This is a genomic window from Pseudomonas farris, assembly GCF_019145235.1.
In the GTDB taxonomy this organism is placed as follows: Bacteria; Pseudomonadota; Gammaproteobacteria; order Pseudomonadales; family Pseudomonadaceae; genus Aquipseudomonas; species Aquipseudomonas farris.
In genome coordinates this window covers 287,073-302,792 of the sequence record NZ_JAHSTV010000006.1, presented here as the reverse complement: position 1 = coordinate 302,792, position 15,720 = coordinate 287,073, and the positions used below count along the sequence as shown (strand labels likewise).

The window sequence follows — 15,720 nt, the reverse complement described above, 5'->3', positions numbered from 1 at the left end:
GGATAGGCTTTGGGGGTCGCTGCAAATTCAGTGATCGGGTTTGGTCGCCCAACTTTAGAATGGCGCACTTTTATGCTTGCTTCATGGCGAGCTGTGCGTGGGAGGGCTTAGGCCCTGCCGGGTTCCATTCCCTGGTTGACCAACCCGCGTACGGTTCGCCACCCTTCTGCTTGGTCGCAGTGTTGGCGAACTCCAATCCTCGAATGGAGTTTCACCATGTTCAAAGCAACGGCGATGGCGATTCAACAGATCGTCATGCTGGCTGAACTGGCGGTGAACCGGATGCTGGATAACGTTGCCATACCAAAACCTGCGCCACACAGCTGACCCAATGTGGGAATGGCTTTTGTGGCGAGGGAGCTTGCTCCCGCTTGAGTGCGCAGCACTCACAAATTCTGCAATAGATTGCCAGAATCCTGGGGCCGCTACGCAGCCCAGCGCGAGCAAGCTCGCTCGCCACAAAAGTCCGGTGCCGCAGGTTTAGGTGTAGGACAGGGATTTCTCTTCCAGTAGCGCGTGGTAGCGAAAATTCAGGTGATCATTGCCCGCAAGCCAATGGCTGAGTAGGGTAACGAGCAGAGCGACAAAGGGCCTTGAGAGGCCCTTTTTGTATTTCAGGGATAAGGTTTTTCATGGTTTTTTTCACACGCTTGATCGTTTTGTTGGCAGCGGTGTTGCTCAACGGTTGCGAGCGACCGGACGCGCCGCCGCTCGATCAGCAACTCTATGTGTGGCAACGGCAATGGACGCCCGCCCATGAGGCCGCGCTGCGCGACAGCCGTGCGGACTTCTCGACCTTGCGCGTGCTGGCCTTGCAGGCGTTTCCGCAGGCTGGCTGGAGCCGGGCGCGGATTGATCCGGCGCTGCTCAAGCGTGATGGCAGGCCGCTGATTGCAGTGATTCGTCTGGATGGCCAGCTCAAGGGGCTGGATCAGGACGAGGTCACGGCGCAAATCCAGCAGGTGCTCAGCGATTGGCAAGGGCAGGGGCTGATCCTCTCCGGCGTAGAAATCGACCACGATGCAGGTAATGCCCGGCTACCGGCCTACCGCGAATTCCTCACGCATCTACGCGCTCTTCTGCCGGCCTCCTTGCCACTGAGCATCACCGCGTTGCCGGCCTGGCTCGACAGCCCTGAATTGCCGGCGCTGCTGGCGACAGTCGACAGCAGCGTCTTGCAGGTGCATGCAGTGAGCGATCCACGGCGTGGGTTGTTCGACCCGGATCAGGCCCGGAAGTGGGCCAAGGCCTGGAGCCGTATTACCTCGAAACCGTTTTATCTGGCGCTGCCGGCTTATGGCGTGGCGCTGTTGCCGGGGGCCGGTGGTGCGCCGGTCGTGGAAAGTGAAGTGCCCATCGAGCGGGGCGGCAAACGCCGGGAGTTACTGGCGGACCCGTTGCAACTGAGCAAACTCGGCGCCGAGTTGCGCGCCGATCCACCGGCTCATCTGGCCGGGCTGATCTGGTTTCGCCTGCCGCTGGCCAATGATCGCAGGGCCTGGAGCCTGACGACGCTAATCGCTGTGGCGCGTGGCGATATGCTCGACAGCCGCGTGGGGCTGAAGCTCTCGGCGCAGGACGGCCTCTACGACATCAGCGTCAGCAACCAAGGCAACCTCGACAGCGCCTGGCCCGAACGCCTGACACTGGCGGTGCAGGGCTGCGATGGCGCCGATGCATTGGCCGGTTATGCGTTGCAACAACGCCCGGATCTGCTTACCTTCACCCGCCTGCGCGAGGGTCGAATCCCCGCCGGCGGGCAGCGCGCCATCGGTTGGGCACGCTGCGCAACTATTGATCAAGGAGGTTCGAATGTTCACCCGTAACTGGCCCCGCCATGTGCTTTGCCTGAGCCTCAGCCTGCCATTGGGTTCGGCGCTGGCCTGCGGGCCGGACTTCCCCATGCGGCTGCTGGACAACCGTGGCCAGTCGCTGGCGGAACTGCCGGAAGGCAACTTCAACTTTGAGATCAGCCGCCTCGGGCATGCCATCGCGGGACTGAAAAATGCAACCGCAGCCACCAACATTCCGGGGGACGGTTACGGCGATGCGCCGGATTACACGGGTCAGCGGAGCACCGCCGAACAGGCCGGTCTGACGCCTGAGCAGCAAGCGCTGGTTAAACAGCTGCGCAGCCTGACAGATGCCCGTCAGGTTGAAGAGCAAGGCACGAGCCTGCCGACCGAGCACATGTTCTATCTGGCGGGCGCTGTGGCGTTCAATGCCGGTGACCATGGTTTGGCCGCCGAATACTTTCAGAAGGTGTTGGCGCTGCCGGCGGATCAACGTGCGTTGCGCAGTACCTGGGCGGCTTACTCACTGGGGCGGGCACTGTTTGCCATGAGCTCAGAGGCGGGCGCGGGACCCGACCTGTTGGCTCAATCTCGAAAGGCCTTCGAGCAGACTCGTCAATTGAGCATCGACGGCTTCAGCGACCCGCTGGAACTGGGTATTGCCAGTCTCGGCGAAGAAGCGCGAGTGGCCCGCACCGCTGGCAATTGGGACAGCGCCATCGAACTCTACGCCACGCAGAACCTCCACGGTTCGGCGGTGGGCTACAGCTCGTTGAAGTTGTTGATGGCTGATCTGATGGCAATGCCCGACGATCAACTGGCCGTGTTGCTCAAGGGCAAAGCGGTGCAGCAACTGGTGACGGCGTCGTTGATCAGTCGATTGGGCTGGTCATTCGGTGATCAGCCGCCAAGCGAACAGAAACTGATCAAGTTGCTGCAAAACAGCACCCGCGGCAGCCTGGATAACGCGGATCGCCTGGCGGCGATGAATTATCAACAGGGCGATTACGCCAGTGCCAAAGCCTTCCTCGAACAGGCCGGTGACGGTGGTCTCGCATGGTGGCTGCGGGCGAAACTCGCGTTGCGTGATGGCGACAAAAGCGCTGCCGCCGCGGCGTATGCCAAGGCAGCCCAGGCCTTCCCGCAGAACGAGTCCTGGGGCGAACGACGGACCCCGGACTGGGATTACGAAACGGTGCAGCCCAAGTGCCGGGTCGACGGCGAAAGCGCGATCCTGGCCCTGCAACGCGGGGATTATCTGCAAGCCTTTGATCAGCTCTATCGCAGCCAAAACATTTACTGGTACGACGCGGCCACCGTTGCCGAGCGGGTGCTGACCCTCGATGAACTCAAGCAGTACGTCGACACTCAGGTGCCCGCACCGCCGCCGCTCACCCAGCAGGATCGCGACAATTATGTGCCGTTGTCGGTAGCTGCGAACCTGCGCAATTTGCTCGGGCGGCGCCTGCTGCGTGAAGGGCGTTATGACGAAGCACCAAGGTATTTCGATAATGCTGTCTTGCAGGCCAGGGCCAAGTGGTACGGGGAGTTGCGCAACGACGCCGAATCAAAGTGGTGGCCGACCAAACGGGCATTCGCTTACTACCATGCAGCGACACTGGCCCGTTTTTACGGAATGGAGTTGTTGGGCTACGAAATGGCGCCGGATTACGCGACTTTCGGCGGCAATTACAGTCTCGAGAGCAGCGAACTCAAGGTCGGCCCGCTGGTGGCTGAAGGTGAAGTCCAGCGCCAGCAATCCAGCGCAGCCAAGCCCGATCAGCGCTACCACTACCGTTATGTCGCCACAGCTTTAGCCAGTCGCGCGGCCGACAACTTGCCCCACACCAGCCACGCCTTTGCAGCAGTGCTATGTGAGGCGGCAAGTTGGGATACCAGTCCTGAGGAAGCAAGCGCCTTCTATCAACGCTACATCAAAGAAGGCCCCTATGTAGATTGGGCAATATTGTTCGGTGAACGATGTCCTTATCCGGATTTCCCGAATGCAGATAAACGTTACGTAACCCAAGCCGTGGCTCCCATCCGGTTGGTATTACGGCCTTACAAAAAATGGCTGCAAGTGGGGGGTGTAGTAGCGTTTACAGCGGTGGCGCTATTGCTGATCAACCGACGCCAGCGCAAGGTGCGACAGTAATCACGCCTGCTGCACAAAGGTCAGCCGCACCGCGAAGCCAATCAACAGGCTGCCGAACAACCACTGCTGCACCCGCTGGGCCGATGGACTGCGTTGCAGCCAGCGGCCCAGTGCTGCGCCGACCAGCGCGTAGGCGCTGTCGAACAACAACCCGACACCGACCAGCATCACGCCCAGCGTTGCAAATTGCGCGAGCACTGGCCCGGCGTGAGGTTCGATGAACTGCGGCAACAGCACCGAGCAGAACAGCAGCGCCTTGGGGTTGAGCAGGTTAGTCAGCAAGCCGCGTTGGATCGCCTCGCGCCAATGCGGTTTTTCGGTCGTTGCGTCTGTACCGTTCAAGCTCGGCAGCATCGTGGCGCGCAGGCACTGAATGCCGATCCACAGCAGGTACGCGGCCCCGACCAGGCGTACCACATCAAAAGTCCAGGGCGCCGTCTTGAACAGCGCCGCCAAACCCAACGCGGCCAAGGCCACATGACAACCACGCGCTATGCCCAGCCCCAACGCCGTGGCCAACGCCGCGCCTTTGCCCTGACGCGCGCCGGTCTGCAACAGCAGAATCATGTCCGGGCCGGGCAACAGGTACACCACCGCCAGTGCCATGAAAAACAGCCAGAGTCCTGCCATGTTGCACCCCATTCGTTGTCGATTTGGTGGGATCAGTCTATGGCTGAAGAGCAGGGCAGGTGGTTGCGTAGTCAGCTTCTAAAGCTTCGATATTTGGCATAACCTGCCATTTTGTGATGATCGAACCATCGGGATCTGCCAAACCATGAAACTGGACGCTTACGACCGCAAGATTCTCGCGGCGCTGCAACGGGACGGTCGCCTGAGCAACGTGCAATTGGCTGACGAAATCGGTTTGTCCGCCTCGCCCTGTTTGCGTCGGGTACGGATGCTGGAAGAAGCGGGAGTGATTCGCGGCTATCAGGCCAATCTGGATCGAGATGAAGTGGGCCTTGGGCTGACAGTGTTTGTCGGGGTCAAGGTCGAACGACACAACGATGAACAGGCCGAAGCCTTTCGCCTGGCCGTGACGGCATTGCCTGAGGTGATTTCGGCGTTCCTGGTGTCAGGGGAATCAGATTTTCTGCTGCAAGTGGTGGTGCCGGATTTACGCGCCTATGACCGTTTTCTCACCGGGCGACTGCTGAAATTGCCGGGTGTGAGCGACATCCGCAGTAACTTTGCGATTCACACGGTGAAGACGCCGGGGGCACTGCCGTTGGAGCATTTGCCCAGCTGAAAAGTGAAAGATCGCAACCTGCGTAGGAGCTGCCGCAGGCTGCGATCTTTTGATCTTTCTACATCTGCGTCGCCATGCCCTCCACATCCATTGCCGCCTGGCGCAAGGCTTCGGAGCGGGTCGGGTGTGGATGACAGGTCAGGGCGATGTCTTCGGCCGAGGAGCTGAATTCCATGGCCACGCAATATTCGCCAATCATTTCACTGACGCTGGGGCCCACAAGGTGCACGCCGAGGACTTCGTCGGTGCGCTCATCGGCCAATACTTTGGCGAAGCCTTCGGTTTCATGGTTGATCTTCGCTCGGCTGTTGGCGGTGAAGGGGAATTTGCCGACCTTATAGGCACGACCTTCGGCCTTCAGCTGTTCTTCGGTCTTGCCGACGCTGGCCAACTCCGGTTTGGTGTAGATCACGCTGGGGATCAAGTCGTAATTGACCTCGCCGGCCTTGCCGACGATCTGCTCGATGCAGGCCATGGCTTCGTCTTCGGCCTTGTGGGCGAGCATCGGCCCCGACGTGACATCACCGATCACCCAGACGCCAGCAGCCTCGGTGCGGTGGCCCTTATTGGCGAGCATGCCGCGTTTGTCCGTGGCGAGACCGACGTTTTCCAACCCCAGGCCTTGGGTATAAGGGCGTCGACCAATGGCCACCAACACGTAATCGGCTTCAAGCAACTCGGCGGTGCCACCCGTGGCCGGTTCGATGCTGAGCTGAACACCGCTCGCCGACGTCGTGGCGCTGGTGACTTTCGAACTCAACTTGAAGCTGATGCCTTGCTTGCTCAATGAACGCTGAAGGGTCTTGCCCGCTTCGCCATCTACACCGGGGCAGATCCGGTCGAGAAATTCGACCACCGTCACCTGAGCGCCCAGGCGCCGCCATACCGAGCCCAGCTCCAGACCGATCACCCCGGCACCGATCACCACCAGGTGCTTGGGCACTTCGCCCAGCGACAGCGCGCCCGTGGAGTCGAGGATGCGTTTGTTATCGATGTCCACACCGGGCAGGGGAGTGGGTTCGGAGCCGGTGGCGATAACGATGTCCTTGGCGCTCAGCTCGGTCTTGACGCCCTGGCTGTCGGTCACCGTGACTTTGCCCGGCCCGTCGATGTGGCCCCAGCCCTTGATCCAGTCGACTTTGTTTTTGCGAAACAGAAACTCGATGCCTTTGGTCAGCCCGGTAACGCTTTCATCTTTCTGTTTCATCATTTGAGCAAGGTTGAGGACGGGTTTGACCTCAATCCCCAAGTTGGCGAATTCCGCCCCCATGGCCGCGTCGTAGAGTTCGGAGGCATGCAGCAGGGCTTTGGACGGCATGCAGCCGACATTCAGGCAGGTCCCTCCCAGGGTGGCGCGGCCTTCCACGCACGCCGCTTTCAGACCCAGCTGGCCGGCGCGGATCGCTGCGTTATAACCGCCGGGGCCTGCGCCCAGAATCACGACGTCATAGGTGCTCATAGTGGTACTCCTGATGAAAGGGTGCAGGATCGATAAAAGTAGCCTTCGATAAAAATTACGAACGTAATATGTGCGTTTCGAGCCATTTCGGTCAAGGCTTCAGCTTGGCGACAGGGTCAGCGCTTTTAGATAGAGCGATTTACGACGAATATTTCACCACTTTCGTTATATCGTAACGAATTGTGATGTGAGCGATGGCTGGGGTGGTATGCAAGTCGATCTCGATGGCGATGGGGCACAAATAGCAGCACTGCCGCGCTTTCAGCAGGCGGTCGTTCAAGGACGTCGATTGCGGCAGGTCGCAATCGGTTTGGGTGCTTTGGCTGCAGCAGGGCTGATGCTGGCGTTTTTTGTCGGTCTGTTTACGCCGCAGTCGTTGTGGGCGGCGCTGCTGGTCAATCAGAGCGCCAGTTTGCTGGTGCTGGTCGCCGGCCTGCAATCGGCATGGTGGGTGACGCAATGGCGCGCAAGAGCGATGAATCCGGCTGTGTTAGTGCCGGTGGTTGTCGCTGAGGAAGTCGTTGCCGGTGAAGGCTGGTACGAGCGGTTGCTGGACCGGATCAGTCAGCGTTGGTTGCGCTTGCTGGGGCAGATCGGTGCACCGACGCTTTGGCTTGGCGGCTGGGCGTTGTTGACGTTGTACAGCATCGAGCAAGTCTGGAATCTGACCTTGCCGCCCGCTGCGCTGGGGTTGTCGGCCAGTGTCGGCGCCGCGCTGTCGTTGCTGCTGGCTTTCGGTTTGCTGGTGCTGGAGCGGCAACTGGCGCAGGAAAACGTCGCCCAGTGGCCCGAAGCGGGGCCGTTGGCGCAGCTGACGCGGGTGGCGATTATTGGCCTGGTGCTCAGCGCCCTGTGTTTGTTGTTCGGCAGCGAAACATCGGTCTGGCCGGTGCGTCTAGTGGTGCTGATCGGCTTGCTGCCGGGGCTGGTCGCCGTCGAGTTGCTGCTGCGGGCCGTGTTGTCGCTGTTCAGTCCCCGTCGTGAACAGCTGGAACCGGCCTTGCTGGCACGAAGCTTCGTTGCCGACATGCTGCGCTGGCCGCCGCAACCTCTGCTCGCATTGCAGCACGAACTGCACAACCGCTTCGGTATCGATCTGCGGCAAATCTGGGCCTTCACCTACATGCGTCGGGCGTTTTTGCCGGTGCTGGCGGTGGTGGCTATCGTCGGTTGGTCGCTCACCGGCATTCACGAAATTGCGCTGCAAGGGCGCGGTATCTATGAGCGTTTCGGCAAACCGGTGGAAGTTTTCGGTCCTGGTTTGCACGCCGGTTTGCCGTGGCCGCTGGGCCGCGTGCTGAGCGTCGAAAACGGTGTGGTCCACGAATTGGCCACCAGCGTGGGCGAAACGTCAGCACCGGTCGAGGCCGAACCAGCCGAAGGCCCGGCACCGGCGATTGCCAATCGCTTGTGGGACGCCAGCCATGTGAACGACAAATCCCAAGTCATCGCCAGCAGCCGCGCCGACAAGCAGAGCTTCCAGATCGTCAATATGGACGTGCGCTTCGTCTATCGCATCGGCCTGAGCGATCAGGCGGCGCTGGCAGCAACGTACAACAGCGCCGATGTGCCAACGCTAATCCGCAGCACCGCCAGCCGGATTCTGGTTCACGATTTCGCCTCGCGAACCCTCGATGGTTTGCTCGGCGAGGACAGGGTAGGGCTCGCCGAAGAGATCGGTCGCGCCGTGCAGGCTGACTTGCAAAAACTCGATAGCGGCGTGGAAATTCTTGCCACGGTGGTCGAGGCCATCCACCCGCCAGCGGGGGCGGCCAATGCTTATCACGGCGTGCAAGCTGCGCAGATTGGTGCTCAGGCATTGATTTCCCGTGAGCGCGGTGCAGCGGCGGAGGCGACCAACCAAGCACAGTTGCAAGCCAGCATCGCTCACGATCAAGCCACGGCCAGTGCTCATGAAATCAACTCCACCGCCCAGGCCGCCGACCTGAAATTTGCCGCCGAGCGAAAGGCTTTTTCCAGCGCCGGCCAGGCCTTTGTGTTGGAGCAATACCTCAGTCAACTGACCCAAGGTTTGGCCAACGCCAAGCTGCTGGTTCTCGATCATCGTCTGGGCGGCAGTAGCAATGCGCCGACCATCGATCTACGTACATTCACGCTGCCGGCTGATCCTGCGTCGTCGCGTAATACCGTTCAGCCAGGAGCCGTCCATTGAGCCAGCCGACGCCTACACACAATCGCGATCACGATGACCACGCCGGCCACGATCACGGCCATGGCGGACATCACCACGGTCATCACCATCATCACCACGGCGATCCACACGAAGCTGGCCCTTTCCCGTGGCGGCGAATGGGTTGGGCGGCGTTGCTGGTGGCGTTTGCCATTGCAGCGGCGAGCCTGGTGCAAGTGCGTTCGGGAGAAGCCACGGTCATCACTCGCTTCGGTAATCCATCGCGGGTATTGCTGGAACCGGGTCTTGGCTGGCGTTGGCCGGCACCGTTCGAGGCGGCGATCCCGGTGGATCTGCGGCTGCGTACGACCTCCAGTGGTTTACAGGATGTGGGCACACGCGATGGCCTGCGCATCATCGTGCAAGCCTACGTGGCTTGGCAGGTGCAGGGTGATCCGGACAACGTGCAACGTTTTATGCGCGCCGTACAGAACCAGCCGGATGAAGCGGCGCGGCAGATCCGAACCTTTGTCGGCTCGGCGCTGGAAATCACTGCCAGCAGTTTCGATCTGGCCAACCTGGTGAACACCGATGCCAACCAAGTACGCATCGCCGATTTTGAAGCGCAGCTGCGTCAGCAGATCGATCAGCAGTTGCTCACCACTTATGGCGTGCGCGTGCTGCAAGTCGGCATCGAGCGTTTAACCCTGCCGTCGGTGACGCTCACCGCGACTGTCGATCGTATGCGCGCCGAGCGTGAAACCATCGCCACTGAACGCACCGCCATCGGCAAGCGCGAAGCCGCGCAAATTCGCTCTGCGGCCGAGCGTGATGCGCGAATTGTGCAAGCCGATGCGACGGTGAAAGCTGCGGACATTGAAGCCCAATCCCGCGTCGAAGCCGCGCAGATTTACGGCCGTGCCTACGCCGGTTCGCCGCAACTCTACAACTTGCTGCGCTCTCTCGACACCTTGGGCACCATCGTCACGCCGGGCACCAAACTGATTTTGCGTACTGATGCCGCACCGTTTCGGGTGTTGGTTGACGGTCCACCGACGCTCGATAACAAGTCCGGGTCGCAGCCATGAGTTTAGTTCCACGTGGAACACATGAGTTGAGCAGCCCCTGGATTCAGGCCGGACGCTTGGCTTTTTTGGCGCTTTACGCCGTGACCGTGCTGGCTGCGTTGGCGTGGGCCTTCTCCAATGTGCGGCAAATCGACCCGCAAAATCGTGCCGTGGTGCTGCACTTCGGCGCACTGGATCGTATTCAAAATGCCGGTTTGTTGTTGGCATGGCCGCGTCCGTTTGAGCAGGTAATCTTGTTGCCTGCGGCGGATCGGGTGATCGAGCGCCGGGTGGAAAATCTGCTGCGCACGGATGCCGCGTTGCAGGCGGATCGAGTCGCGAGTTTCGCCACGCCCATCAGCGATGCGCTCGCCGGCTCCGGTTATCTGCTGACCGGTGATGCAGGCGTCGTGCAGCTGGATGTGCGGGTGTTCTATAAAGTCACCGAACCGTATGCCTTCGTTCTTCAGGGTGAGCATGTGCTGCCAGCGCTGGATCGGCTGGTGACGCGCAGTGCCGTGGCGCTCACCGCCGCACGAGATCTGGACACCATTCTGGTGGCTCGACCGGAACTGATCGGTGCCGACAATCAGGCCGCTGAGCGCCGCGAACGTCTACGCGGCGATCTGGTGCGGGGCATCAATCAGCGCTTGGCCGAACTGACGGCGACTGGGCAGGGGTTGGGCATTGAAGTGGCGCGGGTCGATGTGCAATCGAGTCTGCCCGGCCCGGCGGTGAACGCGTTCAACGCAGTATTAACCGCCAGCCAACAGGCCGACAAAGCTGTGGCCAACGCGCGCACTGAAGCCGAGAAGCTGACTCAGTCCGCCAACGAACAAGCCGACCGCACGCTGCAAGTGGCTCACGCCCAAGCCAGCGAACGCCTGGCCAAAGCCTCTGCCGACACCGCCACGGTGCTGAGTTTGGCCAAGGCGCAACAGCAGGGCACTGACCCGCAAATGCTGCTGCGTATTTACCGTGAACGGATGCCGAAAATTCTCGGGCAGGCCGGCTCGGTGACCACGGTTGATCCGAAAGACGATTCCCGCCTGATCATTCAGGGAGCTGCGCAATGACTGCCCAAACCGCCGCCGCGCCGAGCATGTTGTCCTCGGCTGAACAACGTAGCGCCGCGCGCCAGTTGACCCTGGCCATGCTTGCGCTTGGGTTGCTTGTGCTGGGCCTGGTCTGGCGCTGGTTGTCGCCGGACCAGACCGGTGTCAGCCAATTGCTGCTGGGTTCTGCCTCCTTGCTGGTGGCCGTGCCGGTCATGCGCTCGGCGTGGTACAGCTTGCGGTATCCGAGCCTGCACGGGATCACCGATCAGCTGATCGCCTTGGCCATGCTCGGCGCCTGGGCTACAGGTGATCTGCTCACTGCGGCGTTGCTGCCGATCATCATGATCTTCGGTCACGTGCTGGAAGAGCGCAGCGTAATCGGTTCCCAGGAAGCGATTCGTGCTCTCGGCAAACTGACTCGCAGCCATGCGCGCAAGATTCAGGCTGACGGCTCTATTGTTGAAGTCGACAACGGCACACTCAAGGCCGGTGACCTCGTGGAGGTGCGTGCCGGTGATCGAGTGCCGGCGGATGGCCGGGTGTTGTCCGGTCAGGCAAGCCTCGACACCGCCTCGATTACCGGTGAGTCGGTGCCGATAGAAGCCGGCGTGGGCATGCCGGTGTTCGGAGGGGCGATCAATCTTGATGGCCTGCTGCGCATTGAAGTGACCCGCACCGGTAACGAATCGACCCTGGGCAAAGTCATCGCGTTGATGCAAAGCGCGGAACGTTCCAAGCCGCCAATCACGCGATTGCTCGAACGCTATGCCGGCAGCTACATGGTGTTGGTGTTGCTGCTGGCCGCCGTGACCTGGTTCGTTACCAATGATGCGCAAGCAATGCTCGCAGTATTGGTAGCGGCTTGCCCTTGCGCGCTGGTGTTGTCGGCCCCGGCCACGGCCATTGCCGGGGTGGCGGTGGCGGCTCGACACGGGATTCTGATTCGCAGTTCGGCGTTCCTTGAAGAGTTGGCTGACCTGACGTCGTTGGTGGTCGACAAAACCGGGACGCTGACGTTCGGCACCTTGCGCCTGCAATCCATCGACAGTCCGCTGGAGGATCGCAGTCACGTACTGAAGCTCGCCGCCAGCCTCGGTTCCGCCAGCAGTCATCCGGTCAGCCGCGCCTTGGCCGGGTTGGTCACTCAGGAACACTTTCTGCTGCTCTCTGATATTCACGAGCGTCAGGGGCTGGGTGTAGTGGCGATGACCGAGCAGGGCGAAGCGGCCCTCGGTCGTCCGGAGCTGTTCGCGCAATTGGGTATCGACACTTCAGCTGTGCCCGACCACGACGGCCCGATTGCCGGGCTGGCACTCAACGGTGAATTTCTCGCCTGGTTGTTGCTCGCCGACAGCGTCAAACCCGAGGCGCGGTTTGCCCTGAGCGAGTTGCGTGAACTGGGCTTGGGTCGTCAGCTGTTGCTCACTGGGGACCGGCAGAGCGTTGCGCACACGCTGGCCCGGGATGTGGGCATCAGCGATGTCGAAGCCCAAGCCTTGCCCGAGGACAAACTCAATCGTGTGCTGAAAGAAATCGGCAGCGGATTTCGGCCAATGGTGGTGGGAGACGGCATCAACGATTCCCTGGCGCTCAAGGCCGGTGTGGTCGGCGTGGCGATGGGCGCAGGCGGTGCGGACATCGCGCTGGCCTCGGCCGATATCGTCCTGATCGGCAGCGACCTGCGCCGACTCGGAACCTGTGTACGCTTGAGTCGCCAATGTCGGCAGACCTTGCAGGTCAACGTGATCATCGGGTTGGGCTGGACCCTGGCCATAGTCGCGTTCGCCGCATTCGGCTGGCTCGGCGCGGCAGGGGCGATGATTGCCGCGCTGTTGCATAACTTGAGCACGTTATTAGTGCTCGGGAATGCCGGGCGTTTGCTACGCTTTCAGGAACCCCTACTCAAGCTTAAGGATGAGGTGTGAGCGTCTACAACTTTTCAGAACTGTGTGCCGGATTTGTAGTCATCTAGGGTAAGGCGATCATTTTCAACGATCGCCCGTTGGATGGTTTCAGTGTTGCAGGCAACACCGGGAATAGAAAAAGGCTATTAATTCGATAGCCTGCTATTTTTCAAGGATGGTCTACCCTCAGATTTGACGTCTGAAACAAGGGGGACTTTTCATGCTCGCGCAACTTCCACCGGCCTTACAGAATTTGCAATTGCCGCTTCGCTTGCGACTCTGGGACGGCCATGAGTTCAATCTGGGGCCGACGCCCAGCGTCACCATTGTGGTCAAGGACCCCCACATGGTCACCCAGTTCACCCATCCCAGTCTGGACGCGTTGGGGGCGGCGTTTGTCGAAGGCAAGCTGGAGCTGGAAGGCTCCATCAGCGATGTGATTCGTGTCTGCGATGAATGGAGTCAGGCGCTGCTCAACGAAGACGAAGATGCGCAACCGGTGCGCGCGGCTCATGACAAGGAAACCGACGCCAAAGCCATCTCCTACCACTACGACCTTTCCAACGCGTTCTACCAACTGTGGCTCGACAGCGACATGGCGTATTCCTGCGCCTACTTCGAGACCGGCAGTGAAACCCTCGAGCAAGCCCAACAAGCCAAGTTTCGCCATCTGTGCCGCAAGCTGCGGTTGCAGCCAGGCGAATATCTGCTGGATGTCGGTTGCGGCTGGGGCGGGTTGGCGCGGTATGCGGCTCGTGAGTTCGGTGCGAAGGTATTCGGGATCACGCTGAGTAAAGAGCAATTGGCGCTGGCCCGTGAACGGGTGAAAGCCGAAGGCCTGGAAGATCAGATCGAATTGCAACTGCTCGACTACCGCGATCTGCCTCAGGACGGGCGCTTCGACAAGGTGGTCAGTGTCGGCATGTTCGAACACGTCGGCCACGCCAATCTGGCCGAGTACTGCAAAATCCTGTTCGGTGCGGTGAAAGAGGGCGGGCTGGTGATGAACCACGGGATCACCGCCAAGCACACCGACGGCCGGCCGGTTGGGCGCGGCGCTGGTGAATTCATTGAGAAGTATGTGTTCCCCAACGGCGAGCTGCCGCATCTGTCGATGATATCGGCCGAGATCAGCGACGCGGGGCTGGAGATCGTCGATGTCGAAAGTCTGCGCCTGCATTACGCGCGAACCCTGGACCACTGGAGCGAACGCCTGGAAGACAATCTGGAAGCTGCCGGCAAACTGGTGCCGGATCAGGCTTTACGGATCTGGCGGTTGTACCTGGCGGGGTGCGCCTATGCCTTCGCCAGAGGCTGGATCAACCTGCATCAAATCCTCGCGGTGAAAGCCCATCCCGATGGCAGCCATGAACTGCCCTGGACCCGCGATGACATTTACAACCCTTAAAGAATTGGTGAAATAAGCCGGGCGATCCGCATGCCGATCTGTTGCAGGCGGTGGGTCTCCCGGCTTTCTTCTTTGGCGATTTCGTGAGCCTGGGCGAAGTCATCGTTGAGCATCTGTTCCACTTCGGCAGCAAACGCACTGTCGACCGTCAGCAACATCACTTCGAAATTCAGCCGGAACGAACGGTTGTCCAGGTTGGCGCTGCCAATGGCGCTGATTTCGCTGTCGATCAGCACCACTTTCTGATGCATGAACCCCGGCTGGTAACGGAACAAGCGCACACCGGCACGTACCGCTTCGAAGGCGTAAAGGCTGGAAGCGGCGTAGACGACCCGGTGATCCGCCCGCGACGGCAACAAAATTCGTACATCCACACCACGCAACACTGCCAATCGCAACGCGGCGAACACCGCTTCGTCGGGGATGAAGTAAGGGGTGGTGATCCACACCCGCTCTGCCGCCGCATGGATGGCTTCGACGAAGAACAGCGAACAGGTTTCGTAGGAATCCGCCGGGCCGGTGGCTAGCAATTGGCAGAGCACGCCATCATCCGGATAAACCTCCGGCAGGATCAGTGGCGGCAGCGAACGGGCCGCCCAGAACCAGTCTTCGGCGAAGGATTCCTGCATGCAGGCCACCACCGGCCCGCGCACTTTAACGTGGGTGTCGCGCCAGGGTGCCAGGGGTGGTTTCTCGCCCATGTATTCGTCGCCGACGTTGAGCCCGCCGACAAAACCGACAATCCCGTCGACCACGACGATCTTGCGGTGGTTGCGGAAGTTGACCTGAAAGCGGTTGAGCCAGCCACTGCGGGTGGCGAAGACTTTGACCTCGATACCGGCATCGCGCAACGGTTGCACATAACCATGGGGCAGGGAGTGGCTGCCGATACGGTCGTAGAGCAGGTAAATCGCCACGCCTTCGGCAGCTTTCTTCGTCAGCAAGGCGTGCAGGCGTTGGCCGAGGCGGTCATCGTGGATGATGAAGAACTGGATCAACACCGCTTGCCGGGCGTTGCTGATGGCGTCGAAAATCGCATCGAAGGTGGCTTGGCCATCGATCAGCAAGCGCACTTCGTTATTTGCCAGGCACGGCATGCGTCCCAGTTTCGGCATGGCCCTCAAGGACGCGTAGGCGCTGGAGGCACGAGCAGCCAGTGCCTCTTCTACCCAGGGACGCCAGTTCAACTCGGAGATTGCCTTGCGCATTTCCTCGTTGGCTTGCCGCCGGGCCTTGATATAGCCATCGAAGGTGCTGCGGCCGAAGACCAGATAAGGGATAAGCGTGAGGTAGGGAATGAACAGCAGTGACAGAGCCCAGGCGATCGAGCCTTGAGCGGTCCGAACGGTCAATACGGCATGGATGGCGGCAATCGAGCCCAGCGTGTGCAGCAGAGCGATCAGATAACCGAAAACATGCGGTCCAAAATAATCCATGGGGCAGCCTTGCTCCTGAAGAATTCAATGCTTAACAGACCATGTTCCGGGCAGAATGTC

Annotated in this window: 11 protein-coding genes and 1 pseudogene; 9 read left to right on the top strand and 3 right to left on the bottom strand. The window is 60.6% G+C overall.

The annotated features are described in order from the left end of the window. Positions 1-228: 228 nt before the first annotated feature. The 3 genes and pseudogenes from KVG95_RS30405 to KVG95_RS14985 all read left to right on the top strand — a co-directional run. A pseudogene (locus KVG95_RS30405) lies at positions 229-327 on the top strand (DUF6124 family protein); the annotation flags it as partial. Between the two features lie 305 nt (positions 328-632). Beyond that, positions 633-1,826, top strand: a complete 1,194-nt coding sequence (locus KVG95_RS14990; protein ID WP_217856977.1) for a DUF3142 domain-containing protein — start codon at positions 633-635, stop codon at positions 1,824-1,826. Further along, complete coding sequence (locus KVG95_RS14985) at positions 1,813-3,948, top strand: hypothetical protein (RefSeq protein WP_217856976.1); 2,136 nt, start codon at positions 1,813-1,815, stop codon at positions 3,946-3,948. Before KVG95_RS14990 ends, KVG95_RS14985 begins: the two co-directional genes overlap by 14 nt. Here the strand turns inward: KVG95_RS14985 and KVG95_RS14980 are convergent, their stop codons facing one another. Further along, positions 3,949-4,578 (bottom strand): LysE family translocator, encoded by a 630-nt coding sequence (locus KVG95_RS14980; protein ID WP_217856975.1) that lies wholly within the window; start codon positions 4,576-4,578, stop codon positions 3,949-3,951. It abuts the gene before it with no gap. A 145-nt stretch (positions 4,579-4,723) separates the two neighbouring features. Between KVG95_RS14980 and KVG95_RS14975 the strand changes: the two genes are divergently transcribed. Further along, positions 4,724-5,197, top strand: a complete 474-nt coding sequence (locus KVG95_RS14975) for an Lrp/AsnC family transcriptional regulator (protein ID WP_052966045.1) — start codon at positions 4,724-4,726, stop codon at positions 5,195-5,197. Positions 5,198-5,255: 58 nt separating this feature from the next. Here KVG95_RS14975 and lpdA read toward each other — a convergent pair whose 3' ends face one another. Further along, on the bottom strand, positions 5,256-6,656 hold the full coding sequence (lpdA, locus tag KVG95_RS14970; RefSeq protein WP_217856974.1) for a dihydrolipoyl dehydrogenase: 1,401 nt from the start codon (positions 6,654-6,656) through the stop codon (positions 5,256-5,258). A 208-nt stretch (positions 6,657-6,864) separates the two neighbouring features. On the opposite strand from lpdA, the gene hflK (KVG95_RS14965) reads away from it, so the two are divergent. The 5 genes from hflK (KVG95_RS14965) (at position 6,865) to cfaB (ending at position 14,224) form a co-directional block, all read left to right on the top strand. Continuing rightward, positions 6,865-8,829 carry a protease modulator HflK gene (gene hflK, locus KVG95_RS14965; protein WP_217857064.1) on the top strand — a complete coding sequence of 655 codons (1,965 nt, stop codon included), beginning with the start codon at positions 6,865-6,867 and terminating at the stop codon, positions 8,827-8,829. After that, entirely contained in the window at positions 8,826-9,875 is a 1,050-nt protein-coding gene (gene hflC, locus KVG95_RS14960; RefSeq protein ID WP_217856973.1) for a protease modulator HflC, read from the top strand. The genes hflK (KVG95_RS14965) and hflC overlap by 4 nt, the downstream gene beginning before the upstream one ends. Then, complete coding sequence (gene hflK / locus KVG95_RS14955; protein ID WP_217856972.1) at positions 9,872-10,930, top strand: protease modulator HflK; 1,059 nt, start codon at positions 9,872-9,874, stop codon at positions 10,928-10,930. Before hflC ends, hflK (KVG95_RS14955) begins: the two co-directional genes overlap by 4 nt. Next, positions 10,927-12,837 carry a cation-translocating P-type ATPase gene (locus KVG95_RS14950; RefSeq protein WP_217856971.1) on the top strand — a complete coding sequence of 637 codons (1,911 nt, stop codon included), beginning with the start codon at positions 10,927-10,929 and terminating at the stop codon, positions 12,835-12,837. The genes hflK (KVG95_RS14955) and KVG95_RS14950 overlap by 4 nt, the downstream gene beginning before the upstream one ends. Before the next feature lie 199 nt (positions 12,838-13,036). After that, entirely contained in the window at positions 13,037-14,224 is a 1,188-nt protein-coding gene (gene cfaB / locus KVG95_RS14945; RefSeq protein WP_217856970.1) for a C17 cyclopropane fatty acid synthase CfaB, read from the top strand. Here cfaB and cls read toward each other — a convergent pair. Then, positions 14,221-15,660 carry a cardiolipin synthase gene (gene cls, locus KVG95_RS14940; RefSeq protein WP_052966051.1) on the bottom strand — a complete coding sequence of 480 codons (1,440 nt, stop codon included), beginning with the start codon at positions 15,658-15,660 and terminating at the stop codon, positions 14,221-14,223. The two genes, cfaB and cls, sit on opposite strands and share 4 nt — an antisense overlap. Between the last annotated feature and the right edge of the window lie 60 nt (positions 15,661-15,720).

Excerpts from the sequence above, each read along its gene's own strand:
- lpdA (WP_217856974.1), bottom strand. The coding sequence starts at position 6,656 with ATGAGCACCTATGACGTCGTGATTCTGGGCGCAGGCCCCGGCGGTTAT.
- cfaB (WP_217856970.1), top strand. The coding sequence starts at position 13,037 with ATGCTCGCGCAACTTCCACCGGCCTTACAGAATTTGCAATTGCCGCTT.
- hflK (WP_217856972.1), top strand. The coding sequence starts at position 9,872 with ATGAGTTTAGTTCCACGTGGAACACATGAGTTGAGCAGCCCCTGGATT.
- KVG95_RS14950 (WP_217856971.1), top strand. The coding sequence starts at position 10,927 with ATGACTGCCCAAACCGCCGCCGCGCCGAGCATGTTGTCCTCGGCTGAA.
- KVG95_RS14980 (WP_217856975.1), bottom strand. The coding sequence starts at position 4,578 with ATGGCAGGACTCTGGCTGTTTTTCATGGCACTGGCGGTGGTGTACCTG.
- hflK (WP_217857064.1), top strand. The coding sequence starts at position 6,865 with ATGCAAGTCGATCTCGATGGCGATGGGGCACAAATAGCAGCACTGCCG.
- KVG95_RS14975 (WP_052966045.1), top strand. The coding sequence starts at position 4,724 with ATGAAACTGGACGCTTACGACCGCAAGATTCTCGCGGCGCTGCAACGG.
- KVG95_RS14985 (WP_217856976.1), top strand. The coding sequence starts at position 1,813 with ATGTTCACCCGTAACTGGCCCCGCCATGTGCTTTGCCTGAGCCTCAGC.
- KVG95_RS14990 (WP_217856977.1), top strand. The coding sequence starts at position 633 with ATGGTTTTTTTCACACGCTTGATCGTTTTGTTGGCAGCGGTGTTGCTC.
- cls (WP_052966051.1), bottom strand. The coding sequence starts at position 15,660 with ATGGATTATTTTGGACCGCATGTTTTCGGTTATCTGATCGCTCTGCTG.